Origin of the sequence: Anoxybacillus sp. LAT27 (assembly GCF_022030075.1) — a bacterium.
Classification (GTDB): Bacteria; Bacillota; Bacilli; order Bacillales; family Anoxybacillaceae; genus Anoxybacillus; species Anoxybacillus kestanbolensis.
Genome location: NZ_JAIWYK010000440.1, coordinates 77,959 through 103,553, shown reverse-complemented (window position 1 = coordinate 103,553; position 25,595 = coordinate 77,959). Strand labels below are relative to the sequence as shown.

Sequence of the window (25,595 nt, the reverse complement as noted above, 5' to 3'; positions counted from 1 at the left end):
TTTATTCATTTTTTGAAAGGTTCATGATAATGTAATTTTAGAGGTTTATTGTGGTAAACGCAAATGTTTTATTCGACTAAAGAAAAGAGAGGAGATTGTTGTGTGGAATTATTGTTTTTAGGGACGGGTTCTGGTGTCCCATCAAAAGGTAGAAACGTATCAGCCATTGCTCTTCAGTTGTTAGAAGAAAGAGGAGCGACATGGTTATTTGATTGCGGAGAAGCAACACAGCATCAAATTTTACATACGTCTATCCGTCCAAGACGCATTGAGCGCATTTTTATTACGCACTTACATGGCGATCATATTTTTGGCTTGCCTGGATTGCTTGGTAGCCGTTCGTTTCAAGGTGGAGAAACACCGCTTTTTGTTTACGGTCCGGCTGGTATTCGTTCGTTTATCGAAACAGCACTAACGGTAAGCGGTACGCGATTAAAATATGATTTGCATATTTATGAGTTTACAGAAGGTGTCATCTTTGAAGATGAGCAGTTTATTGTTACAGCGAAATTACTTGATCACGGGTTGCCTTCATACGGTTTCCGAATCGTTGAAAAAGATTTACCGGGCACGTTGCTTGTTGACGAGTTGCGCGCCCTCGGGGTGAAGCCAGGTCCCATTTATCAACAAATTAAACGAGGAGAGCTTGTTACGTTAGACGATGGAACGGTGATTGATGGACGCAAATTTGTTGCCCCGCCAAAAAAAGGACGTATGATTGCGATTATGGGAGATACGCGTTATTGTGAGGCAAGTGTGGAACTTGCCGAAGGAGTGGACGTGCTCGTACATGAAGCAACGTTTAGTGCAAACGAAGCCCATTTAGCGCGAGATTACTATCATTCCACAACGGTGCAAGCAGCCGAAGTGGCGAAGCGAGCGGAAGTGAAGCAACTCATTTTGACACATATGAGTTCCCGTTATCAAGGGGAGATGTGCAACCAACTTCTGGAAGAGGCAAAGGCAATTTTTCCGAATGTAGCGATGGCGTCTGATTTTGCCTCGTTTCCGATTATAAGAAAAGGGAATGATGAGAGATGATCGAGGTAAAAGGAAGCGTCATCGACAAACAGACGAGATGCGTACATTACCATAGCGAACGTGATGTCATTGCGATTAAGTTTTATTGTTGTCAAACGTATTTCCCGTGCGTGTACTGTCATGAAGAACATGGTTGTGGCAAGCATGCGGTATGGCCGAAAGAGCGTTTTCACGAAAAAGCGGTTTTATGCGGTGTTTGTCAAACGGAGCTGACGATTGAACAGTATATGACAAGCAATTACCATTGCCCACATTGCGATGCAGCGTTTAATCCGGGGTGTCAACTTCACGCACATTATTATTTTGAAGTATAAAAAGGATGTCCACGATGTGACATCCTTTTTCGTGTTTTACCATCCTCTGACATATGGTTTCGGTGCTTCAAGCTGAATGCCTAGTTCGTTTGCGGCTGTTTTTGGCCAATATGGGTTGCGAAGAAGTTCGCGCCCGATAAAAATCAAATCGGCGCGGCCGTTGCGCAAAATTTCTTCCGCTTGCCGTCCGGAAGTAATAAGTCCAACAGCACCAGTTGCGACATTTGCTTCACGGCGAATTGTTTCCGCAAACGGCACTTGATAACCTGGATATACGTCAATTTTCGCTGGAACGACAGCGCCAGAGCTCACATCAATAAGATCAACACCTTGTGCTTTCATACGTTTGGCATATTCGACGTAGTCGTTCACCGTTAAACCGTCTGGGTGATAGTCAGAAGCAGAAATACGAACAAACAACGGTCCGCTCCATACTTCTTTTACCGCTTCAATCACTTCACTTAAAAAGCGGTAGCGATTTTCCCCGTATTCATCTGTTCGTTTGTTTGTAAGAGGCGATAAAAATTCGTTAATGAGATAGCCGTGAGCAGCATGAATTTCAATGACGTCAAATCCCGCTTTTTTGGCGCGACGTGCACCTTGTTGAAACGCATGAATCGTTTCTTCAATGTCCGCTTTTGTCATCTCTTTTGGCGTGCGCATCGTTTCATCAAATGGAAGTGGTGATGGCGCGATGATTTCTCCGGCAACCATCGCTTTTCGTCCGGCATGGGCAAGTTGGATGCCGATTTTGGCGCCTTGTTCGTGAACAAGTGAGGTAAGTGTACGTAATCCGTCAATATGGTCATCATTCCAAATGCCTAAATCGCGAGCTGAAATTCTTCCTTGTGGTGTCACGGCTGTCGCTTCGACAATAATAAGCCCGACTTGCCCGACAGCACGAGATGCATAATGAATGAGATGCCAATTGTGCACCGTTCCGTCTTCGCGATCGCACGCATACATACACATCGGCGACATAACAATGCGGTTTTTAAAGGTAACATCTCGAATCGTATATGGTGAAAATAACATGGCTAATCCCTCCCACAGTATGTTTCATAACAAATGATACCATGGGTATTTGGAAAAGAAAAACAACTTGCACTATTGAACGGAGGAAAGCAGTGCCTCACCGAGTTCTTTTGAACGTTCAGTCGCTCGTTTAATGCAGGCAATCATCGCTTCTTGATAGCGATAACGTTCAAGTACGCCAATGCCTGCTTCTGTCGTTCCGCCTGGACTTGTCACTTCTTTGCGTAGGATGGAAGGATGCTTATTTGTTGCTTTTAACATATGGGCCGCGCCGATAATCGTTTGTAAAATAAGCTCTTTGGCAATATCACGCTCAAGCCCAATTTCATCCGCTGCTTTTTCCATCGCTTCAACTAAATAGTAAACGTACGCTGGTCCGCTGCCGGATAATGCTGTTACTGCGTGTAAATGCTGCTCATCAACAATCGTAACGATCCCGACTGTTTCAAATAGCTCTTTTGCCATGTGTAAATGTTCAGCTGTTGCATAGGTACCTTTTGCTAGCGCTGTGGCGGATTGCCCGATCGCCGCTGATGTGTTTGGCATGGCGCGAATGACAGGCATTTGTTTTCCAATGAGCGATGCAATTGTATCGGTCGTTACTCCCGCAAGCAATGAAATAATAAGTTGCTGTTCGTTAAATGCATGTTTGATCGACGTCAAGCTATCCGCAACGTCTTTTGGCTTCATCGCTAAAATCACGATATGAGCTTCTTTCACTGCTTTTGCTTTATCTGTGTCGATTCGTACCCCGTATGTTTGTTGCATATATGTCAGTCGTTCCATTCGAGAGCGATTCGTTACGATCATTTGCTCTGGCTTATATAACGTTTGTGTCACCCCAGAAATAAGTGCTTCTGCCATCGATCCTGCACCGAGAAACGTGATTGTCATACTTTCTCCTCCTCGTCTCCAAAATAAAAAAGACCTTTCGTCCGATAAAGGACGGAAAGGTCTTTATTTCCGCGGTACCACCTTTGTTGGCACAATGTGCCCACCTCTTATGCCGGTATCGTCGGCAAGACGGTTAGGTTTGCCTAACAGCTCATAGGGTAGGTTCCATGATAAAGAGGGTAATGAAACCTTTCAGCCAATGGGTTTCACTCTCTTTTACCGTTTATCATGTACTGGCCCTAGTCATCGCTTCGTACATATATGATTTGTTTGCAATTATGCATGAAAAACAAGCGTGTTGTCAATAGGTTTCATGGTTTTGTTTTCTGAATTTTTTAATAAATAAATAAAAATAAATGACAAACAGAGAAAATAAGTGTAAACTGATAAACAGACGAAACGGAAAATTATGATGATATAATGAAGGAGTCAGAAAAATGGAACAGTTACATCGCATTGTCGTTCCTACGCCATTTGCTGTTGGGGATGTGAACATGTATATTATCGAAGGGGATCGTTTAACGCTCATCGATGCGGGTGTAAAAACGGAAGAAGCATGGCATGTGTTCGTTTGTGAATTGCGCGAACTCGGCTACAAACCGGAACATATTGAACAAGTGATCATTACACATCACCATCCGGATCATGTTGGATTACTTGATTATTTACCTTCGACCATTCCCGTCATTGGTCATCGGAAAGCCGCCCCTTGGATTGCAAAAGATGCTGCCTTTTTTGCATGGCATCAACAATATTTTGAGCAGTTTTTAATTGAATGTGGAATTGGTGAAGAAGGAATAGCGAAACTTGGAAACTTTCGACGCTCCCTTCGTTTTTCGTGCGAGCGCTCGCTCGCTCAAGAGGTGAAAGAAGGAGATATGATCGAAGGATGGACAGTGATCGAAACGCCAGGTCATGCGCAAAGTCATATTGTATTATATCGGGAAGCAGACGGCTTGATGATCGGAGGAGATCATTTGTTAGCGACCATTTCATCGAATCCGTTGTTAGAGCCACCTGCGATCGGTGAACAAGAGCGCCCAAAACCACTTTTGCAATATAACGATTCATTGAAAAAGTTGTTGAATTATGACATTACAACAATTGTTACAGGACACGGGGAAAATGTGACAGATGTTGCACCACTTGTCGAAAAGAGGTTAGAAAAACAAAAAGAGCGTGCCGAACACGTATGGAAATTGTTGAGTGAAAAACCGATGACAGCATTTGACGTATGCCGTGCGCTTTTCCCAACCGTATATGAACGTGAATTTTTATTGACGATGTCCGAAACGATCGGTCAACTCGATTATTTAGAAGCAATCGGAGCAGTGAAAAAAGAAAAAGATGGTCAAATATATATGTACGAAGTGGTGAGATCATGAAGCTAAAAGGGAAATACGTTGTTATTACAGGGGCATCGAGCGGCATTGGCGAACAAGTTGCATACGAAGTAGCGAAGCGTGGGGGAATACCGATATTGCTCGCTCGCTCAAAAGAAAAGTTGGCGCAAATCGCGCAACATGTTGAACAAACGTACGGCATTCCTTGCTTATATGAACAGTTAGATGTCAGTAACCAAGAGGAAGTAGATGTTGTATTTGATCGATTACTTGCGTCTGTCGATATCGATATTCTCGTCAATAATGCGGGGTTCGGTGTGTTTCGGTATGTCGAGCATATCGATCTCTCAGAAGCGAAGCAAATGTTTGATGTCAATGTGCTCGGATTGATCGCGTGTACAAAAAAAGTGTACACACATATGATGAAAAAACGATCGGGACACATTATTAATGTCGCATCCCAAGCAGGAAAAATGGCGACACCGAAATCGAGCGTATATGCTGCAACAAAACATGCTGTCCTTGGATTTACAAATAGCTTGCGAATGGAAGCGTCCATGTACGGCATTTATGTGACGGCTATCAACCCTGGACCTATTGAAACAAACTTTTTTACTGTTGCTGATACGTCCGGAGAATATGTGAAAAACGTGAAACGATGGATGCTTCGCCCTGAATTTGTCGCAAAGCGCATCGTTGATGTGATGCTTACTCCGACGCGCGAAGTGAACTTGCCGTTTTGGATGCATATAGGAAGTCGATTGTATCAATTGTTCCCGGCGCTTATCGAAAAAGTCGGAAAACAAGCGTTTTTAAAAAAGTAAGCGAGGTGTAAATGGTGAAAATTACGATCACGGAACGAGCGATCGAACAACTTCGTCGTGTTCGTGGAAACAAGCACGTCAAGCTTACATATGATACAGATGATTGTGGTTGTGCTGTAAATGGAGTGCCTATGTTACTGCTTGTCGAGCAATTAGACGAACATGATGTAGCGATTGAAACAAACGATATGCCGATTTGGATGGAAAAACATCGGCTCATTTTCTTTGATGAACGAATGACGATTGATGTTGTCGATGGGGCAGGATGTTTTCAATTAAAAAGCTCGAATCAAATATTGAATCCGCGCATGTCGCTTATGGAGCGCTAACAAAGTAAAAAGCCCGGAATAAAAGCCGGGCTTTATTCGTTTTTTGGCGCGCGAACGACCGATTCAAATTTTCCTTTATGGGCTGCATCACAAAACGGCATATTTTGTGAGAGCCCGCAACGACAGAGAGAAAATGTTTCTTTCGTTTCAAACTTGTTTCCTTCCATATCAATTAATTCAACATCTCCGGTCACACGAAATGAACCGTTATCCATCACTTTAATTTGCACTTTCGCCATATATTCCACCTCCTTGTATACCTTATATCGTATATACTATCTGTTTTATATAAGAAAAGCAAGAATGTGCATATTTGTCAGAACAGTGACAAGATAAATGGATGTGATTTTTTGTGATCAATGTCACATGATATAAATATTCCTTCTTGTACAATGAGAAGTAGTGAGCGAATCGGAGGGATGAAATATGCGTGATTTTCAACAAAATCCATTTATTGTTATATGGGAGTTAACTAGGGCGTGTCAGCTCAATTGTCTTCATTGTCGGGCCGAAGCACAGTATCATCGCGATCCGCGTGAATTAACGTTTGAAGAAGGGAAGCGATTAATTGATGATATTTATGAAATGGATCAGCCTCTTCTCGTGTTTACAGGTGGAGATCCGCTTATGCGTCCAGATGTGTACGATATTGCTAAATATGCGATTGATAAAGGACTTCGTGTATCGATGACCCCAAGTGCAACACCAAACGTGACAAAAGAAGCGATCCGAAAAGCAAAAGAAGTAGGCCTTGCTCGTTGGGCATTTAGCTTAGATGGTCCGAATGCGGATATTCACGATCACTTTCGTGGAACATCTGGCTCGTTCGACTTAACAATGAAAGCGATTCAATATTTACACGAACTCGACATTCCCATTCAAATAAATACAGTCATCTCTCGTTATAACGTTCATGTGCTTGACGAGATGGTGCAACTTGTTGAAAAGCTCGGCTGCGTGCTTTGGAGCGTATTTTTTCTTGTACCGACGGGCAGGGGAAAAGCGACAGATATGATTTCGCCTGTTGAGCATGAAAAAGTGTTTCGCTGGCTTTACGAAACGAGCAAACGTGTACCGTTTGATATAAAAACAACAGCAGGACAGCATTATCGCCGCGTTGTTTTACAACAAAAAATGCGAGAACGTCAAATTCACGGTGACATTCGTTATGAAGATGTGCTAATGAAAGGATTAACTGGACAAGTAGACGGACTAGGGCGTGCCCCAAAAGGAGTAAACGATGGAAACGGTTTTGTATTTATTTCGCATATTGGTGACGTATATCCAAGTGGACTATTGCCTGTAAAAGCAGGGAATGTACGTGAACAACCGTTATCCCATATTTATCGCCATTCTCCAATTTTCAAACAGTTAAGAAATCCAGACGGATATAAAGGAAAATGTGGCGTATGTGAATTTCGTTACGTTTGTGGTGGATCGCGTTCAAGAGCATATGCGGTTACAGGCGACTACTTAGCAAGCGAACCGTACTGCATCTACATCCCAAAAGCATGGCGTCAAAAAGAAAAGGTCGGCGAATAGCCGGCTTTTTTCTATTCATCCATACAGGCGATAAGTTCCTTATTTGTGTAAATTGGGAACTTGTCTTTTTTCTACAAACATTTTATTCATATGAAAGAACGTATGAAAGTTTTGTGAACATAACAAAAATTGTGAACAATATAACAGTTGCGATCGATAAATTTTTTTACGATAAAATTGTCAAACGATAAAGCGAGGGGGAATAAAGATGGAACGATTAAAACAATTTCTTCGAGTTGGTCATTTACCAACACTTCTTTCGTCTTTTTTGTACTTTGATATTAGTTTTATGATCTGGGTGATTCTTGGGGCAACAGGAACGTTTATTGTGGAAGATTTAAGATTGACCCCTGCACAAAAAGGAATGATGGTAGGAATCCCTGTATTAGGAGGAGCGTTGCTTCGTATTCCAATGGGACTATTAGCAGACCGATTCGGTGGTAAGAAAATGGGAATGATCGGAATGGTTTTGACATCCATTCCTCTTTTATGGGGTTGGTTGTTTGCTGATACATTGACACAAATTTATGCGCTTGGATTGTTATTAGGAGTAGCAGGAGCTAGTTTTGCTGTCGCTCTTCCTTTAGCAAGCCGTTGGTATCCGAAAGAACATCAAGGTTTGGCGATGGGAATTGCAGGCGCGGGAAATAGCGGAACGGTTTTAGCAATGTTGTTTGGTCCTCGTATCGCAGAAGAGTATGGTTGGAATAGTGTATTTGGATTAGCGCTCGTTCCTCTCTTTGTTGCTTTTATTGTATTTATCATCTTCGCAAAAGAATGCCCGACTGCGGTAAAACCAGCAAAAATATCGGAATATATGCGCGTGATGAAAATGAAGGAAACGTGGTTGTTTAGCTTTTTTTATAGCTTATCTTTTGGTGGATTTGTCGGAATGACGAGCTATTTAACACTATTCTTTTTCGATCAATACGGAGTAGATAAAGTGACGGCAGGAGATTTTGTGACGCTTGTCGTATTTGCGGGAAGCCTTGTTCGGCCAATTGGTGGCTATTTAGCTGATAAATATGGTGGAATGAAATTGCTCGTTTGGCTGTTTACAGGCGCTACTGTTACATTGGTGATTGTCGGTATGCTTCCGTCTGTTTATGTTGCATTAGCTCTTTTGTTTACCACACTTATTTTTTTTGGTACAGCGAATGGGGCACTATTTCAAGTCATTCCAAATGTATTCCCGAAAGAAGTCGGATTATTGACAGGTTTTGTCGGTGCAGCAGGTGGATTAGGAGGGTTCTTTTTACCTAATATTTTAGGTTTATTTAAACAATGGACGAATTCATATTCGTATGGCTTTTGGTGGGTAGCAGCAACTATGTTTGTTGCAATGCTTATTATGAGACGATTGCGAAAAACGATCGCTTAAATATCATTTTTTAACATTGTATGAACGTTTCTGAATATGTGATGCACATCACATTCTTATTTATGTGGTTTCTTTATGATGAAAGTACAACAATCATTTTTATAAATCATACTTCAAAAAGGAGAGATAACGTTATGAGTCAACCATTGAAAACGGCTTCAGAAAACGGTGAACGGACAAGTCGAATTGGTTCTTATTGGAACCCAGAAGATCCAGCATTTTGGGAAAAAGAAGGGAAAAAACATGCTCGTCGAAATCTGTGGATCTCTGTTCCAACGTTAATGTTGGCATTTATCGTTTGGCAAATTTGGTCTATTACTGCAGCACGTTTGAATGACATTGGATTCCAGTTGACGCAAAGTCAATTATTTACGTTAGCCGCTGTTCCGGGGTTAGTAGGTGCAACATTTCGTTTTGTTTACACGTTTGCTGTTGGGAAATTTGGCGGAAGAAACTGGACTGTTTTTTCGACAGGAATACTACTTGTTCCCGCAATCGGTGTAGGATTAGCCGTACAAAATCCCAATACACCGTATTGGCTCATGTTGCTGTTAGCGGCATTCTGTGGACTTGGTGGTGCAAATTTTTCCTCAGCATTAGCGAATATTAGCTTTTTCTTCCCGAAAAAAGAAAAAGGGACAGCACTTGGTATCAACGGCGGTCTTGGAAACATGGGAGTGTCTGTCGTTCAATTTGTGACACCCCTAATCGTAACTATTGGTGTATTTGGAGCGATCGGTGGTGAACCACAAGTACTCGCAGACGGCTCAAAAGTTTGGTTACAAAACGCTGCATTTATTTGGGTCATTCCGATTGTGTTTTTTACGATTTTAGCATATTTCGGTATGGATAACTTACCAAACGCAAAGCAATCTGTATCGGAGCAGTTTGTCATCGTCAAACGAAAACATACGTGGGTAATGACATGGCTATATACAGCGACATTCGGTTCGTTTATCGGGTATGCAGCGGCCTTTCCACTTTTATTAAAATCACAATTCCCAGAACACGTATCACTTGCCTTTTTAGGAGCATTTTTAGCGGCGGCATTCCGTCCGGTTGGGGGATGGTTATCTGATAAATTGGGTGGAGCACGTGTAACAAACTATGTCTTAATTATCATGGGTCTTGGTGCTGTAGCAGTCATGTATTTTACAACGGAAAAACACTTTATCGGATTTATCGTATCTTTCTTGATCTTATTTATTGCTGCAGGGATGGGATCTGGGTCAACATTCCAAATGATTCCAATCATCTTCCCGCCAAAAGAAGCGGCACCTGTTCTCGGTTTTACAGCCGCATTTGCAGCGTATGGTTCATTCTTTATTCCGAAATTATTCGGTTGGGCAGCTCAAAATACTGGTACACCAATTACAGCATTTTACTTCTTTATCGCATTTTATGTTGTATCAATTGCATTAAACTGGTATTATTATGCTAGAAAAAATGCGGAAGTGAAATGTTAGAAGAATAAAAGGGGATATCTGTAATAGATATTCCCTTTTGATATATGGAGGGACTAAAGTGAGAAAAATTTGTTTTTTTGTTATGATTTTGTTATTAGTGGCATGTAATCCTCACGCTGCTCAACCAAATGCGACACCATCCATTAAAGTTGCGGCAGCTGCAGATTTAACCCATGCATTTAAAGAAGTTGGGGAGCAGTTTAAAAAAGAAACGGGAATAGACGTTACATTTATTTTCGGTTCGAGTGGTCAGCTAGCAGAACAAATTAAGCAAGGGGCTCCATTTGACATGTTTGCTTCAGCGAATGTAGCGTATGTCGATGAACTTATTCGTGACCGTGTTGCTCTTGAACAAACAAAAAACATATACGCCTTTGGGCGCATTGGGCTTGCCGTAAAAGAAGGAGTAGCTGTAACGTCATTACAAGATTTACTGAAACAAGAGGTAAAAAAAGTGGCAATTGCTAATCCAGATCATGCACCATATGGATTAGCAGCAAAACAAGCGTTAATAAAATCTGATATTTGGGAGCAAGTAAAACCGAAGCTTGTTTATGGCAAAAATATTGCTGATACACTTGCTTATGTGGAATCGGGCAACGTTGAAGTGGCGATCGTGGCACTTGCACTAATGAAGGATCATCATCTTCCATTCTACCTTATTGATGAACATATGCACGAACCGATTCGCCAAGCTGTCGTCGTCGTAAAAACGACGAAACATGAAAAAGAAGCGCGCGAATTTCTCACATTTTTAAAAGGACCAATCGGTACAAGCATCATGAAAAAGTATGGTTTTATCATTCCTGAGGAGGAATAATTGTGGAGGCGGTCAATCTTTTTCCGCTCTTTCTGTCATTAAAAGTAGCAACAATAGCAACGGTTTGTGCGCTTGTTGTCGGATTGCCCATTTCTTACTATTTAAGTCGTTCTAACGATAAAATAAGTGATATACTTGATTCTTTATTTACGTTGCCAATCGTATTGCCCCCAACCGTTCTCGGTTACTATTTACTTGTACTACTTGGTCGCTCAAGTCCAATTGGTCGTTGGTTGGAAGAAGCATTTGGGATTTTGATTGTATTTACACCGACAGGAGCGGTTGTTGCCGCTTTTGTTGTCGCTTTGCCGTTTTTTGTGAAAACGGCACGGGCAGCATTTGCAAGTATTGACGAGCAATTGTTGAATGCGGCGCGCGTACTTGGACGATCGGAGTGGGATATTTTTTTTACTGTCGTCATTCCACTTTCTTGGCGAAATATCGCATCAGCGACTACGCTTGTTTTTGCGCGTGCGCTTGGGGATTTTGGTACGACGCTTATGGTTGCAGGAAGCATTCCGAATGAAACGATGACGATGCCGATCGCTATTTACGATGCATTGCTTGCAGGAAATAAAAAAATGGCAAATATACTTGTCATCATCATGACGAGTGTATCTGTTGTTTTATTGTATACGATGAAACGATTAGAGAAGCGAATGATGCGAGGGGAAAACGATGCTTTACGTCGCCATTAAAAAAACATTTTCGCATTTTCAGTTAGATGTAAATTTTACAATACACAAAGGGGTCATTGGTATTTTAGGACCATCAGGATGTGGAAAAAGTTTAACGTTACAAAGTATTGCGGGGCTGCAACGGCCAGATGAAGGCGTTATTCAATTGAATAATCATTTGTTTTTTCATTCGGACAACCGAATTCACGTCCCCACCCGTCATCGAAATGTCGGGTATATGTTTCAACATTATGCCCTTTTTCCCCATTTGACCGTTTACGAGAATATTGCGTTTGGCTTAAAAAAATGGCCAAGAAAGAAAGTACAACATACGGTTATGAACATGATTGAAAATATCGGATTAAAAGGGTATGAAAATCATTACCCCCACCAATTATCCGGAGGACAGCAACAACGAGTGGCACTTGCGCGAACGCTTGTTACAAAACCGAGTATATTATTGCTTGATGAGCCGTTCTCAGCGTTAGATCACCATACAAAACGGGCGATGGAACAACAATTTTTTTCTTATTTACAACAACATTTTTCAGGAATCGTTCTTTTTGTGACACACCATTTAGAAGAAGCCTATCGGTTGTGCGACGAGCTTATGTTGTATGATCGTGGTTGCATCATACAACAAGGAAAAAAAGAACGTGTATTTCATGAACCAGAAAATGTACAAGCAGCAAAAATTGTTGGATGTAAAAATATATTTCCTTGTACGTTTGTTGAAAAGGGAGACGAGGTGATTGGTTATGTCAACGGTGCACAATTGGTCGTTCCTACACACAAAAAAAAGCACGGAGCGACATATGTGGGCATCCATTCGCATCATATTCGCTTTGTAGATGATGCGACATGCAACGCATTTCCTTTTCGTATCATTCGTGTTGCTTCACATGTATATACGTATGATGTGACGATACAAACAGATCATTTTATGTTGCAAGCCAGTGTGAGTGAAGAAGAGTGGCGACATATGCATAATAAAAAAGTGTATTTGCCACCAGAGCATTTGTTTTTTTTATTTGAATAAATCATGAACATATATGTTTGTGTGACGTACGTCACATTTGTTTACTAGTAAATTTAGTAACATGGACATAGAACCTCGGTAAATGAAATGAGGGATTGAAGATGGTGTATGACGTATATGAACGTCCATTATTAGACTTACGTATGTCGGTAACGGATCGATGTAATTTTCGCTGTACGTATTGTATGCCTAATATAGAGGGACAAACTTATTGTTTCATGAATCGGGAACAACTGATGACATTTGAAGAAATGGAACGTTTTGCTCGATTATTTGTAAAACTTGGCGTAAGAAAAATCCGTTTAACGGGCGGAGAGCCGTTACTAAGAAAAAATATCGATGTGCTTGTGGCGATGTTGACGAACATTGACGGTGTTCACGACGTATCGTTAACGACCAATGGATTTTTTTTAAAAAAGTATGCGCAAAAATTGAAAGATGCAGGGATGAAGCGAGTGAATGTGAGTTTAGATGCACTCGATAATACCATTTTTACAAAAATGAATGGAGTTGGCGTACGTTCTGAGCACATTTTAGAAGGAATTGATGCAGCGCTTGCAGAAGGGCTCCATGTGAAAGTAAATATGGTTGTCAAAAAAGGGCTAAACGATCATGAAATTTTACCGATGGCTTACTTTTTCAAAAAGAAAGGTGTAACGCTTCGTTTTATTGAATTTATGGATGTCGGTTCTTTAAATGGATGGAAATTAGACGACGTTGTGACGAGTAAACAAATTTATAACATCATTTCTGAACATATGCCGCTTGAGCCGATTGCTCCTAGCCATGTTGGTGAGGTAGCCAAACGTTATCGTTACGTAGGAACGAATGTGGAAGTTGGCTTTATTTCTTCTGTATCAGCCGCCTTTTGCTCGGACTGTACACGTAGCCGATTATCTGCTGATGGAAAGTTATATACATGTTTATTTGCGACAAATGGAACAGATTTATTAAGTATGATGCGAGCTGGAGCGAGCGATGAACAGCTCATTTCATGCATTGAACGTGTTTGGCGAAAGCGAGTGGATCGCTACTCAGAAGAGCGCGGAAAACAAACAACGTGGAATGGGAAACGAATTGAAATGTCATATATTGGAGGGTGACGATATGGGCGTTCATGATCATAAAAAGCAAGCGACACTCCCTGTCCGATGTAAAATTGTGACCGTTTCTGATACGCGCACATATGAAACAGATACGAGCGGACAATGGATACGTGATCAATTAGAGCAATCAAACATAGTTGTTGTTGCATATGAAATTGTGAAAGATGATGTATTCGCCATTCGACAAGCCGTTCAAACAGCTGAACAAATAGACGTTATTTTAATCAATGGAGGAACGGGATTTACAAAACGTGATGTGACGATTGAAGCCATTCAGCCGTTACTTGAAAAAGAAATGGTTGGCTTTGGTGAGCTGTTCCGCTTTTTGAGTTATGAGCAAATTGGGAGTGCAGCCATGTTAAGTCGTGCGCTTGCTGGTTCGATGAACGGTACAATCATTTTTTGTATGCCCGGATCGACAAACGCTGTTCGCTTAGCAATGGAAAAGTTAATTTTGCCGGAAATTCGTCATCTCGTCTGGGAGCTTCGTCGCCAATGAAAACGATTGGTATCGTTTTAGCAGGAGGGCAGTCGAAACGTTTTGGAGAACCAAAAGCGCTTGCATTGCGACGTGGAAAACCTTTTCTTTTGTATAGTGTAGAAGCGTTGCATCCGATTGTTGATGAGATCGTTATTGTTGCACAGCAATGCATTCAAAAAAAATTACCGCTTCAAGATGTATTATGGATAGAGGATGAGCCACAGTACAAAGGAAAAGGACCATTAGCGGGAATTTATTCCGCTATCGTACATCATGAAGCGACATGGTATATTGTATTGCCGTGTGATACCCCATTTATTCATAAGAAGATCATAAACAAGCTTAAGGAGCAAGCAGATGACTCATTTGACGTCATTGTGCCACGTGTGAACGGAAGGTTGCAACCGCTCATCGCTATGTATCACTATCGAGTAAAATCACTTATATACAATTGCCTTCAACGAGAAGAGTATCGCATGCATACACTTCTTTCTGCTTGCCGAGCAAAGCATATAGAAATGACAGAAGAGCTACCGTTTATGAATATTAATACAAAAGAACAATTCCATAAGTGGATTGGCTAGAGGCAATACGCCTCTTTTTTTATCAATATTTATGAAAAAAATGTGAACCTCGTCACAACATATCGCATTTTTGTGACATACATCACACGATTTTATAATTAAAAAGCGATATAGTAAAAGTAGGGATAGATTGTTTAAGAAAGGATGAACATATATGCGCAAGCCCATTCCTGTTGATGAAGCAATCGAACGAGTCATGGCTTGGTGTCGTGAGGGGGAAAAAGAATATATTTCGTTAGAACAATGTGATGGGCGCATTTTAGCGGAACATATCGAGGCAACGATGCCAATTCCTTGGTTCGACCGTTCACCATATGACGGTTATGCTCTCTCAGCTGAAGCGACAACAGAAGCATCATCCGATCACCCTATATTATTAGAAGTCGTTGCCACAGTTGGCGCTGGAACTGTTTGGGATGGTTTATTGACGCCAAAGCAAGCGGTAAAAATTATGACCGGTGCAGCCATTCCAAATGGTGCAAATGCTGTCATCATGGTTGAGTTGACGAAGGAAATTGAAAAAGAAGGGAAACGTTTTGTACAAATAAAAAGAAAAGTGGATGAAGGTGAAAATATTTCGCGTGTTGGCGAGGATATGAAACAAGGTGAAATTGTTGTTGAAAAAGGAACGATGATTCATCCGGGTATCGTCGCTGTTTTAGCGACATTTGGATATGATCGCGTACCTGTGATGAAAAAACCGAGAGTCGCCATTATTTCAACTGGAAGTGAACTTCTTCATGTTTATGAGCCGCTTGAAAAAGGGAAAATCCGAAACAGCAACGCTTACATGCTTCAAGCACAAATTCGACGCGCCGGTGGGGAGCCGATTTTATTCGGAAAAGTAGCAGATACATTTGAACATACGTTACAAGTTATACAAAAGGCATTGCGAGAAGCGGATGTTATCATCACAACAGGTGGGGTATCTGTTGGGGATTTCGATTATATGCCTCACGTATATGAACATCTTGGCGCTCAATTGTTATTCAATAAAGTAGCGATGCGACCAGGAAGTGTAACGTCCGCGGCAGTATTTGAAAAGAAAATGTTGTTTGGGTTATCGGGAAATCCATCGGCTTGCTATGTTGGTTTTGAGCTATTTGCACGCCCGTTTATAAAGGCGATGTTAGGGCAGTCGAAACGCTATTTAACAAGAGCGCAAGCGGTTTTACAAAAAGACTTTTTGAAACCAAATCCGTTTACTCGTTTTGTTCGTGCAAGCGTATCTCATCAAGATGGGATGTTACACGTGGAACCTGTTGGAAAAGATAAATCAAATATTGTTTCATCTCTTGCGCAGGCGAACGCTCTTCTCGTTTTACCGGGAGGAACGCGTGGATTTCAAGCAGGTAGTCGCGTCGATGTTCTTTTACTTCATGATGAGGGAGATTGTGTTTGGTCATGATCATTTTGCAAGTCGTAGGTTATCAAAATAGCGGAAAAACAACGCTTATTGAAAAAATAATTAAACGGTTATGTATAAATGGGTATCGTGTCGGAACGTTAAAGCACCATGGACATGGCGGAAAAGTGGCGTTACCGGAAGAAAAAGATACGACACGTCATGCGGAAGCTGGTGCTGTTGTATGTGCAGTTGAGGGGGATGGCACGTTTCTTCTTCATGCGAAAGGACATTGGGAACTTGATGAGCTACTATCCGTATATGAACGATTTTCGCTTGATGTGCTGCTTATTGAAGGCTTTAAACACGCACCTTATCCGAAAATTGTTTGTTTGCGCAGTCGAGAAGATGAGCATTTATTACACTTAAAAAATGTGCTTATTTCAATCAGTTGGCAACGTACGGACGGATCTTTTTTTATTGAAGATGAACAAGCGTATATGGAGCGCATTATTGCTTATGTAAAGGGGGAACAACATGTTTGCGATCGTTCGTGAGCCCATTCATGTAGGAAGTGTTATTGAGGCGGTCGTTGATCGTAACGCTGGTGCAATTGTGACGTTTTTGGGGACAGTGAGAGAATTGACGAACGGAAAAAAGACTGTATATTTGCAATATGAAGCGTATGAGTCGATGGCGCAAAAAAAGTTACAACAAATTGGTCACGAAATTGTTGCGCGCTTTCCACACGCAAAAGTAGCGATTGTACATCGCGTTGGACGGCTCGACATTACTGATATTGCAGTCGCCATTGCTGTTTCAACCCCTCATCGTGCAGATGCATATGAAGCGAATCGCTATGCCATTGAACGAATAAAGGAGATCGTTCCAATTTGGAAAAAAGAATATTGGGAAGATGGAGAAATGTGGGTTGGTGATCAAAAAGAAACCGTTCGCTACGATGGGGGCGCGCCGAGGGAGGAAGAGGTATGATTCGTGTATTATTGTTTGCATATATAAAGGAGCGGCTCGGTACAGAGGAAGTGGTGTTTCATGAGCAACAAATGACTGTTCGACAGCTTCGCGAACGGCTACAACATGAATATGATTTACAAACAGCTTCGTCGCTCATGATTGCGATTAACGAAGAATTCGCAACAAATGATGATATCATACATGCCGGTGACGTTGTTGCGCTCATTCCACCGGTAAGTGGAGGGTGATCACATGGGAACGTTTACACATTTCAATGAACAAGGTCGTGCGAAAATGGTTGATATTTCTGAAAAAGGAGAAACGGTTCGAACCGCCTGTGCTCTGTCTCACGTGATCGTATCAAAAGAGGTATACGAAAAAATTGTGCGCTCGGAAGTGAAAAAAGGAGACGTATTAGCCGTCGCTCAAGTGGCTGGCATTATGGCAGCGAAACGCACAGCCGATTTGATTCCGATGTGTCATCCTCTTTCGTTAACGGGAGTAGACATTTCGTTTACGTGGCAAACGAAAGAAACAAATTATGAGTTGAAAATTGAAGCGTTTGTCAAAACAAAAGGAAGTACAGGAGTAGAAATGGAGGCGCTAACAGCTGCTTCAGTTTGTGCTTTAACCGTTTATGATATGTGTAAAGCAATGGATAAAGGGATTGTCATTGGTCCAACGTATTTAGTAGAGAAAACGGGTGGAAAAAGTGGAAATTTCAAAAGACAAGAGGGATAATCATGGAGCGATATTCACGGCAAATATTATTTTCACCGATTGGCGAAAAAGGACAACGAACTCTTCAATATAAACATGCTCTCATCGTAGGTGCAGGAGCGCTCGGTTCAGCGAATGCAGATATGTTGGCGCGAGCAGGCGTCGGTCGACTGACAATCGTGGATCGCGATTATGTTGATTGGACGAATTTACAGCGTCAAACGTTATATAGTGAAGAGGATGCTGAAAAAGGGTGGCCAAAAGCTGTTGCCGCCAAACGCCGTCTTACTGCTGTGAATCGTGACGTTCATGTTGAAGCGCTTGTCATGGATGTGCAAGATGAATCGTTCACTTCGCTTTTTGAGCAACAAATTGACATCATGATTGATGGAACAGATAATTTCGAAACGCGTTTTCTACTAAATGATTTATCACAAAAATATCGAATTCCATGGATATACGGTGCTTGTGTAGGAAGTTATGGTCTTTCTTTTACGATCATTCCCGAAGAAACGCCATGTTTTCGCTGTTTCGTCAATCATTTGCCTTCTTATCATTTGACTTGCGATAACGTTGGTGTTATTTCTTCTGTTGTACAAATGGTTGCTGCGTATCAAACAACGGAAGCGTTAAAAATATTAGTGGGAGATGTTGCAAAGATCCGACGTTCGCTCGTTATGTTTGATGTTTGGCAAAACGAACATCGGTTTTTACGAGTTGATAAACTAAAAAACGAACATTGTCCGTCTTGCGGGAGAGATCGCACATATCCAGCTTTGCACAGAGAAAAAGCGAGGATGTCCGTCTTATGTGGACGAGATACAGTACAAATTCGTCATGGTCATCCATTTCGTATAACTGAAATGATGGAACACATGAAAACAAGCGGTCAACAAGTACATGGTAACGAATATTTATTGATGACTCAATTGGAAGGGCATCGTGTCGTTTTATTTGCTGACGGTCGCATGCTTGTGCACGGTACAAAAGATGTTACATTTGCTCGTTCGTTATACCAAAAATATTTTTCCTAAAAAGGAGGCATACGGATGTCTCAATTTATTAGCAAAAAAAATTTTGAGCAACTAAAAAAGTTAGCGTACAAAACGATGAAAGTGAAAAAAGGGATGTTTTTATTTCAAGAAGGACAAATTGGCGAAAACTTTTTTGTCGTCTTATCTGGCAAATTTCAAATTAGTAAATTTTCTGGTGATGGAAAAGAGTTATGTTTGCGGTTATGTGGGCCGAATGCTGTCATCGGTGAGTTGATGATTTTTTCAGATAATGGGAGATATTTATTTAACGGTCGTGCTCTCGAGGATAGTGAAGTACTTGTAATTAAAAATGAAGATATTGAAAAAGAGTTGCTTGTCAACTCAGAGTTTGCTGTTGAGTTTTTGAAAATGATGACCGATCATTTCCGCAAACAACATACGAAATTTCGTGATCTCGTTTTATACGGCAAAAAGGGAGCGTTATATTCTACACTCATTCGTATGGCTAATAGTTATGGTATTCAGACGAAAGATGGCATTTTATTAGATGTTCCTGTTACACATCAAGATTTAGCGAATTTTAGTTCTACATCGCGTGAAAGTGTAAATCGTGAATTAAATACATTAAAAAGTAAAGGTATCATTTCTTTCAAGGGAAGAAAAATTATCATTCATAGCTTAGACTATTTAAAAAAGCAAATTAATTGTGAAGGTTGTCCATCGTCATATTGCAACATTGAATAGTCAATAAACGTTCATTTTTTAGACAAAAGGTGTGACGTGCATCACACGAAAAATCGTTTTCCTTCTATACAATAAATGTGTAAGCACATGAAGAAAAGAGGGATGACGATGGATTTTTCACCTTGCAGTCTCATTGGGCATGAACCCGTTTCATTATGTCCGCCATTGCAACGATTAAAAGACGAACACGGTCCATTAAATGAAGAAAAATATGCTCTTTTTGTTGCAGCGAAAGGCATTTACGATGGTAAAGAGGAAGATGTTGTTCAAGCACTTATTCGTTTACGTGAAAAAGTACAGCAATTTTTGCAACATTTAGATCCTCACTCTCGTCGCGAAGAAGATGTATTATTTCCGATGATGGAACGCTATATCGGCAAACAGTTCGGTCCCATTGCAGTTATGGAATACGAACATCAAGAAGCGAAACAAAATATTGCAACATTTTTACAAAAGACAGAAACGATTCGTTCAGAAGAAGCGAAACAATTAGCTTCATACGTAATGAACGCGTATATGATTTTAACTGATCACTTTGCGAAAGAAGAGCAAGTGCTTTTCCCGATGGCTGAAAAGTTACTATCAGCCGAAGAAAAAGAACAATTAGCAAAAAGAATAGATGAGATTAAAGGCTAATCCGTTAAGGGTTAGTCTTTTTTTATATAATATTTCGACATATTTGTGACAATTAAAAAACATGTGAGGTACCTCACATTTATTTATCACGTCCCGTTTTATAGTGAAGATAGAAGGATTTCATACAAAGAGGAGTGAGCGATATGAAAAAAAAATCACCGCTGTTCAAGCGCTTGAATTACGTGAAGCCGATTGAACGGCAAGCGGATGGGCATAGTGAAGTCACATATCAAGATCGCGATTGGGAGCAAATATATCGCAGAAGATGGCAACATGACAAAGTTGTCCGTTCAACACATGGTGTCAACTGTACGGGTTCATGTAGTTGGAATATTTACGTGAAAGACGGCATCGTCACATGGGAAGGTCAAAAACTTGACTACCCAACAACAGGACCGGATATGCCTGATTTTGAACCACGAGGCTGTCCGCGTGGGGCAAGCTTTTCATGGTATATTTATAGTCCGCTTCGTGTCAAATACCCATACGTTCGTGGCGTGTTGTTAAATATGTGGCGCGAAGCGTTGCAGCAACATGCAAATCCGCTTGATGCTTGGAAAAGCATTGTTGAAAATCCAGAAAAGGCAAAGCGTTATAAACAAGCACGTGGCAAAGGTGGGTTTGTTCGTGCAGAGTGGGACGAAGTATTAAAGCTTGTTGCCACTTCCTTACTTTACACAGTAATCAAGTATGGACCGGATCGGAATGTCGGCTTCTCACCAATTCCAGCGATGTCAATGGTAAGTCATGCGGCTGGGGCACGCTTTATGTCGCTTATGGGTGGACCGATTTTAAGCTTTTATGATTGGTATGCTGACTTACCGCCTGCTTCTCCACAAATTTGGGGAGATCAAACGGACGTGCCAGAAAGTAGCGACTGGTACAATGCCGGTTACATTATGACGTGGGGATCAAATGTTCCAATGACGCGTACACCAGACGCTCACTTTTTAGCAGAAGTGCGTTATAAAGGAACGAAAGTCGTTTCCATTAGCCCAGATTTTGCTGAATCGACAAAGCTAGCAGATGAATGGTTAAGTGTGAAACAAGGAACAGACGGTGCTTTAGCAATGGCGATGGGGCACGTCATTTTAAAAGAGTTTTATGTCGACCGTTCAGTTCCATACTTTACGAATTATGCGAAACAATACACCGATTTTCCTTTTTTAATTACGCTCAAAAAGAAAGAAAACGGACAATTTGTTGCTGATCGTTTTTTACACGCATCTGATATTGGTCGAAATACGACAAACGGGGAATGGAAACCAGCGCTTTGGAATGAACGAACAAACGATTTTGCGATTCCGAATGGAACGATTGGTTCGCGTTGGGAAAATAAAGGAAAATGGAATTTGAACATGGTGGATGAAGAAACGGAAGAAGCAATTGAACCACGTTTGACGATGTTAGGGATAGAAGATGAAATTGCAACGGTTCAAATTCCATACTTTTCACATGATGGAAATCGCATTTTAAAACGTGCTGTGCCTGTGAAGCGAATGCAAACAAAACATGAGGAGTTGTATGTTACAACCGTATATGATTTAGTTCTTGCTAACTATGGAGTGGATCGTGGCATTGGTGGGGAAGTGGCGAAAACGTACGATGATCTCGTACCGTTTACACCAGCATGGCAAGAAAACATCACAGGTGTAAAGCGGGATCTTGTCATTCAAATTGCGCGTGAGTTTGCGCAAAATGCGGTAGATACAAAAGGTCGTTCCATGATTATTGTCGGTGCAGGAATTAACCATTGGTTTAACTCTGATACAATTTATCGAGCTGTTTTAAACCTTGTTTTATTCGTTGGAGCGCAAGGAGTGAACGGTGGAGGATGGGCGCATTATGTTGGTCAAGAAAAATTGCGTCCGGTAGAAGGTTGGCAAACGATTGCCATGGCGCGTGACTGGCAAGCACCACCGAAATTACAAAACGGAACATCATTTTACTATTTTGCGACAGACCAATGGCGTTATGAAGATACACCGGTCGGACAGCTCGTATCACCGCTTGCCGAAGAAGCACGTTATCAACATTATGCTGATTACAATGTTCTTGCGGCTCGTTTAGGTTGGTTGCCTTCTTATCCAACTTTCGAAAAAAACGGGATCGATCTTTACAACGAAGCGGTCGCATCAGGGGCAAAAACAGTTGAAGACATTGGAGCATATATAGCGAAGCAGTTAAAAGAGAAAACGCTACGCTTTGCGATTGAAGATCCAGATAACGAGAAAAACTTTCCTCGCAATTTAATCGTTTGGCGTGCGAACTTAATTTCAAGTTCAGGAAAAGGACATGAATACTTTTTAAAACATTTGCTTGGTACATCGCACGGATTAATGAACGATGACAAAGATAGCCTTCGTCCACAAGAAATAACGTGGCGTGAGGAAGCACCAGAAGGAAAATTAGATTTGCTCATTAATCTCGATTTTCGGATGGCTGGAACAGCTTTATATTCTGATGTGGTATTACCTGCAGCAACATGGTATGAGAAACATGATTTAAGTAGCACAGATATGCATCCGTTTATTCATCCATTTAATCCTGCGATTGCGGTACCTTGGGAAGCGCGATCGGATTGGGAAATTTTTAAATCGCTTGCAAAAGCCGTGTCACAAGTAGCGAAAGAAGTAGGAATGGCGCCGGTGAAAGAAGTTGTAGCGACACCGATTCTTCACGATACACCGCAAGAATTAGCGCAACCGTTTGGAAAAATTAAAGATTGGAGTAAAGGGGAATGTGAACCGATTCCAGGAAAAACGATGCCGCAAATTCATGTTGTTGAGCGTGACTACACAAAAATATTTGAAAAAATGACAGCGCTCGGTCCAAACGTTGTCAAAGCACCTTTTGGCGTAAAAGGCATGACGTGGTCGGTAGAAGAAGAATATGAAAAATTAAAACATGTGTTAGGAACGGTTCGAGGCGCCACTGTTGCGAACGGCTGTCCAGATATAAGCGATGCGAAAAAAGTAGCTGAAGCCATTTTAACGCTTTCATCAACAACAAATGGGCATGTGGCGGTAAAAGCATGGGAATCCCTTGAGAAGAAAACGAACTTACAACTAAAAGATTTAGCGGAAGAGCGGGAAGAAGAATGTTTCACATTTGAACAAATTACAGCGCAACCAAAAACAGTCATTACATCGCCGGCATTTAGCGGGTCCGAAAAAGGAGGACGTCGTTACTCGCCATTTACGACAAATGTTGAGCGACTCATTCCTTGGCGGACGTTAACAGGGCGTCAATCGTTTTATGTTGATCATGAGCTAATGCAAGAGTTTGGTGAAACGATGGCAACGTTTAAGCCAATTTTGCAACATAAACCGTTCCAAAAAAATCGTCCGGATGTAGAAGGAAAAGAGATTACGCTCAATTATTTAACGCCGCACAATAAATGGTCTGTCCATAGTATGTATTTCGATTCACAACCGATGTTAACACTATTCCGAGGCGGTCCGACGATTTGGTTAAGTAAAGAAGATGCAGAAGAAGTAGGGATAAAAGACAATGACTGGATCGAATGTTTTAACCGAAATGGTGTTGTTGTTGCGCGTGCAGTCGTTTCGCACCGTCTTCCAAGAGGAATTGCATTTATGCATCATGCACAAGATCGCCACATTAACGTGCCAGGGTCGAAGTTAACGAACAACCGGGGCGGTACGCACAACAGCCCGACGCGTATTCACGTCAAACCGACACATATGATCGGTGGTTATGCGCAATTAAGCTATGGATTTAACTATTACGGACCGACAGGAAATCAACGCGACTTGAATGTCATTATTCGCAAGTTGAAGGAGGTTGATTGGCTTGAAGATTAAAGCGCAAATTGGCATGGTAATGAATTTAGACAAATGTATTGGCTGCCATACGTGCAGCGTCACATGCAAAAACACCTGGACGAATCGTCCAGGTGCCGAATATATGTATTTTAACAACGTAGAAACAAAACCTGGCATCGGTTATCCGAAAAAATGGGAAGATCAAGAGAAATACAAAGGAGGTTGGGAGTTGAAAAACGGGGAGCTTCAACTAAAGTCCGGCTCGAAAGTAAACCGATTACTCAACTTATTTTACAATCCGAACTTGCCAACGATTGATGATTATTATGAACCGTGGAATTACGATTATGAAACGCTAACAAATAGCCCTGAAAAGAAACATCAGCCAGTCGCTCGACCAAAATCCGCATTAACCGGCGAGTTTATGGAGTTAAAATGGGGTCCAAACTGGGAAGATGATTTAGCTGGAGCGCATATTACAGCGCTCGAAGATCCAAACGTAGTAAAAATGGAACAATCGATTCAAGCGGAATTTGAACAAGTGTTTATGATGTATTTGCCGCGTATTTGTGAGCATTGTGTGAATCCCCCTTGCGTATCAAGCTGTCCATCTGGGGCGATGTATAAACGCGAAGAGGATGGTGTCGTTCTCGTTGACCAAAACGCTTGCCGTGCTTGGCGATATTGTGTATCAAGCTGCCCGTACAAAAAAGTATATTTTAACTGGCAAACAAGTAAAGCAGAAAAATGTACATTATGTTTCCCACGATTAGAAGCAGGCTTACCAACAATTTGTTCTGAAACGTGCGTAGGACGGGTGCGTTACCTTGGCGTTATGTTATATGACGCAGATCGAGTAAAAGAAGCAGCGAGCGTCACGAATGAAAAAGATTTATATGAAGCACAACTATCGATTTTCTTAGATCCGCATGATCCAGAAGTAATTGCGAAAGCGAAAGAAGAAGGCATTCCGCAAGCGTGGATTGAGGCGGCACAACAATCACCAATTTATAAAATGATCGTTGATTGGAAAATTGCTTTACCGTTACATCCGGAATATCGAACATTGCCAATGGTATGGTATATTCCGCCATTAAGCCCAATTACAAATATGATTGAAGGAAAAGGAAGCAGAGCAAGTGAATACGACATTTTCCCAGCGATTGATGAGATGCGCATTCCGATCGAATATTTAGCTCATTTATTAACGGCCGGTGATCAAGCACATATTCGTATAGTGCTGAAAAAAATGGCAGCGATGCGTTTATATATGCGTGCGCTACAAACAAATAAACAACCGAATGAACAAATGGTTCAGTCGTTAGGATTAACCGGAGAAGATATTGAAGAAATGTACCGTTTATTAGCGATTGCTAAATACAACGACCGTTTCGTCATTCCAGCATCGCATCGCGAACAAGTCGCTGAACTATATGCAGAACAGGGTACGTGCGGATTGTCGTTTATGGGAGGACCGGGCTCATGCGGTACTATTTCATCATAAAGGGGGAGAATT

At 41.4% G+C, this 25,595-nt stretch carries 27 protein-coding genes; 24 read left to right on the top strand and 3 right to left on the bottom strand.

Annotation, left to right across the window (positions count from 1 at the left end; genetic code table 11):
- Positions 1-102 precede the first annotated feature (102 nt).
- On the top strand, positions 103-1,041 hold the full coding sequence (gene rnz, locus LD028_RS14545; protein ID WP_237812184.1) for a ribonuclease Z: 939 nt from the start codon (positions 103-105) through the stop codon (positions 1,039-1,041).
- Positions 1,038-1,355, top strand: a complete 318-nt coding sequence (locus LD028_RS14540) for a CHY zinc finger protein (RefSeq protein WP_237812183.1) — start codon at positions 1,038-1,040, stop codon at positions 1,353-1,355. The genes rnz and LD028_RS14540 overlap by 4 nt, the downstream gene beginning before the upstream one ends.
- 36 nt (positions 1,356-1,391) lie before the next feature.
- On the opposite strand, the gene namA is transcribed toward LD028_RS14540, so the two are convergent.
- Positions 1,392-2,390, bottom strand: coding sequence for an NADPH dehydrogenase NamA (gene namA, locus LD028_RS14535; RefSeq protein WP_237812182.1), 999 nt, complete (start codon positions 2,388-2,390; stop codon positions 1,392-1,394).
- A 72-nt stretch (positions 2,391-2,462) separates the two neighbouring features.
- Positions 2,463-3,284, bottom strand: coding sequence for a pyrroline-5-carboxylate reductase ProI (proI, locus tag LD028_RS14530; protein ID WP_237812181.1), 822 nt, complete (start codon positions 3,282-3,284; stop codon positions 2,463-2,465).
- A 437-nt stretch (positions 3,285-3,721) separates the two neighbouring features.
- Between proI and LD028_RS14525 the strand changes: the two genes are divergently transcribed.
- Genes LD028_RS14525 through LD028_RS14515 form a run of 3 tightly spaced genes read left to right on the top strand, consistent with a single transcriptional unit; the run spans position 3,722 to position 5,780 of the window.
- Entirely contained in the window at positions 3,722-4,669 is a 948-nt protein-coding gene (locus LD028_RS14525) for an MBL fold metallo-hydrolase (protein ID WP_237812180.1), read from the top strand.
- Positions 4,666-5,451 (top strand): SDR family NAD(P)-dependent oxidoreductase, encoded by a 786-nt coding sequence (locus LD028_RS14520; protein ID WP_237812179.1) that lies wholly within the window; start codon positions 4,666-4,668, stop codon positions 5,449-5,451. The genes LD028_RS14525 and LD028_RS14520 overlap by 4 nt, the downstream gene beginning before the upstream one ends.
- Positions 5,452-5,462: 11 nt before the next feature.
- Positions 5,463-5,780 carry an iron-sulfur cluster biosynthesis family protein gene (locus LD028_RS14515; RefSeq protein WP_237812178.1) on the top strand — a complete coding sequence of 106 codons (318 nt, stop codon included), beginning with the start codon at positions 5,463-5,465 and terminating at the stop codon, positions 5,778-5,780.
- Positions 5,781-5,812: 32 nt separating this feature from the next.
- On the opposite strand, the gene LD028_RS14510 is transcribed toward LD028_RS14515, so the two are convergent.
- Complete coding sequence (locus LD028_RS14510) at positions 5,813-6,019, bottom strand: CDGSH iron-sulfur domain-containing protein (RefSeq protein ID WP_035047823.1); 207 nt, start codon at positions 6,017-6,019, stop codon at positions 5,813-5,815.
- Positions 6,020-6,206: 187 nt separating this feature from the next.
- On the opposite strand from LD028_RS14510, the gene LD028_RS14505 reads away from it, so the two are divergent.
- The 19 genes from LD028_RS14505 to narH all read left to right on the top strand — a co-directional run bounded on the left by LD028_RS14505 (position 6,207) and on the right by narH (position 25,583).
- Positions 6,207-7,322, top strand: a complete 1,116-nt coding sequence (locus LD028_RS14505) for a TIGR04053 family radical SAM/SPASM domain-containing protein (protein WP_237812177.1) — start codon at positions 6,207-6,209, stop codon at positions 7,320-7,322.
- Between the two features lie 208 nt (positions 7,323-7,530).
- Entirely contained in the window at positions 7,531-8,703 is a 1,173-nt protein-coding gene (locus tag LD028_RS14500) for a nitrate/nitrite transporter (RefSeq protein ID WP_237812176.1), read from the top strand.
- Positions 8,704-8,837: 134 nt separating this feature from the next.
- Complete coding sequence (locus tag LD028_RS14495) at positions 8,838-10,169, top strand: NarK family nitrate/nitrite MFS transporter (RefSeq protein ID WP_237812175.1); 1,332 nt, start codon at positions 8,838-8,840, stop codon at positions 10,167-10,169.
- A 58-nt stretch (positions 10,170-10,227) separates the two neighbouring features.
- A complete protein-coding gene (gene modA, locus LD028_RS14490) occupies positions 10,228-10,989 on the top strand; it encodes a molybdate ABC transporter substrate-binding protein (protein WP_237812174.1) in 762 nt (253 codons plus the stop codon).
- Between the two features lie 2 nt (positions 10,990-10,991).
- Positions 10,992-11,687, top strand: coding sequence for a molybdate ABC transporter permease subunit (gene modB, locus LD028_RS14485; protein WP_237812173.1), 696 nt, complete (start codon positions 10,992-10,994; stop codon positions 11,685-11,687).
- Positions 11,668-12,705, top strand: coding sequence for a sulfate/molybdate ABC transporter ATP-binding protein (locus LD028_RS14480; RefSeq protein ID WP_237812172.1), 1,038 nt, complete (start codon positions 11,668-11,670; stop codon positions 12,703-12,705). Before modB ends, LD028_RS14480 begins: the two co-directional genes overlap by 20 nt.
- Positions 12,706-12,806: 101 nt before the next feature.
- On the top strand, positions 12,807-13,808 hold the full coding sequence (gene moaA / locus LD028_RS14475) for a GTP 3',8-cyclase MoaA (protein ID WP_237812171.1): 1,002 nt from the start codon (positions 12,807-12,809) through the stop codon (positions 13,806-13,808).
- A gap of 4 nt (positions 13,809-13,812) precedes the next feature.
- On the top strand, positions 13,813-14,310 hold the full coding sequence (locus LD028_RS14470) for a MogA/MoaB family molybdenum cofactor biosynthesis protein (protein WP_006318146.1): 498 nt from the start codon (positions 13,813-13,815) through the stop codon (positions 14,308-14,310).
- A complete protein-coding gene (gene mobA / locus LD028_RS14465; protein WP_237812170.1) occupies positions 14,307-14,876 on the top strand; it encodes a molybdenum cofactor guanylyltransferase in 570 nt (189 codons plus the stop codon). The genes LD028_RS14470 and mobA overlap by 4 nt, the downstream gene beginning before the upstream one ends.
- Before the next feature lie 154 nt (positions 14,877-15,030).
- Complete coding sequence (locus tag LD028_RS14460; RefSeq protein ID WP_237812169.1) at positions 15,031-16,284, top strand: molybdopterin molybdotransferase MoeA; 1,254 nt, start codon at positions 15,031-15,033, stop codon at positions 16,282-16,284.
- Complete coding sequence (gene mobB, locus LD028_RS14455; protein ID WP_370642772.1) at positions 16,275-16,778, top strand: molybdopterin-guanine dinucleotide biosynthesis protein B; 504 nt, start codon at positions 16,275-16,277, stop codon at positions 16,776-16,778. Before LD028_RS14460 ends, mobB begins: the two co-directional genes overlap by 10 nt.
- Positions 16,759-17,214 (top strand): molybdenum cofactor biosynthesis protein MoaE, encoded by a 456-nt coding sequence (locus LD028_RS14450; protein WP_237812168.1) that lies wholly within the window; start codon positions 16,759-16,761, stop codon positions 17,212-17,214. Before mobB ends, LD028_RS14450 begins: the two co-directional genes overlap by 20 nt.
- On the top strand, positions 17,211-17,444 hold the full coding sequence (moaD, locus tag LD028_RS14445) for a molybdopterin converting factor subunit 1 (protein WP_237812167.1): 234 nt from the start codon (positions 17,211-17,213) through the stop codon (positions 17,442-17,444). Before LD028_RS14450 ends, moaD begins: the two co-directional genes overlap by 4 nt.
- Before the next feature lie 4 nt (positions 17,445-17,448).
- Positions 17,449-17,937: a cyclic pyranopterin monophosphate synthase MoaC gene (gene moaC, locus LD028_RS14440; protein ID WP_077428686.1), complete on the top strand. Its 489-nt coding sequence runs from the start codon at positions 17,449-17,451 to the stop codon at positions 17,935-17,937.
- Positions 17,937-18,950 carry a ThiF family adenylyltransferase gene (locus tag LD028_RS14435; protein WP_237812280.1) on the top strand — a complete coding sequence of 338 codons (1,014 nt, stop codon included), beginning with the start codon at positions 17,937-17,939 and terminating at the stop codon, positions 18,948-18,950. The genes moaC and LD028_RS14435 overlap by 1 nt, the downstream gene beginning before the upstream one ends.
- A gap of 15 nt (positions 18,951-18,965) precedes the next feature.
- Positions 18,966-19,655 (top strand): Crp/Fnr family transcriptional regulator, encoded by a 690-nt coding sequence (locus LD028_RS14430; protein WP_237812166.1) that lies wholly within the window; start codon positions 18,966-18,968, stop codon positions 19,653-19,655.
- A 108-nt stretch (positions 19,656-19,763) separates the two neighbouring features.
- The gene (locus LD028_RS14425; RefSeq protein WP_077428683.1) at positions 19,764-20,291 is read left to right on the top strand and encodes a hemerythrin domain-containing protein; all 528 of its coding nucleotides are present in this window, start codon (positions 19,764-19,766) and stop codon (positions 20,289-20,291) included.
- A gap of 143 nt (positions 20,292-20,434) precedes the next feature.
- Positions 20,435-24,118, top strand: coding sequence for a nitrate reductase subunit alpha (locus tag LD028_RS14420; protein WP_237812165.1), 3,684 nt, complete (start codon positions 20,435-20,437; stop codon positions 24,116-24,118).
- Positions 24,108-25,583, top strand: coding sequence for a nitrate reductase subunit beta (gene narH, locus LD028_RS14415; RefSeq protein ID WP_237812164.1), 1,476 nt, complete (start codon positions 24,108-24,110; stop codon positions 25,581-25,583). The genes LD028_RS14420 and narH overlap by 11 nt, the downstream gene beginning before the upstream one ends.
- Positions 25,584-25,595: the final 12 nt, after the last annotated feature.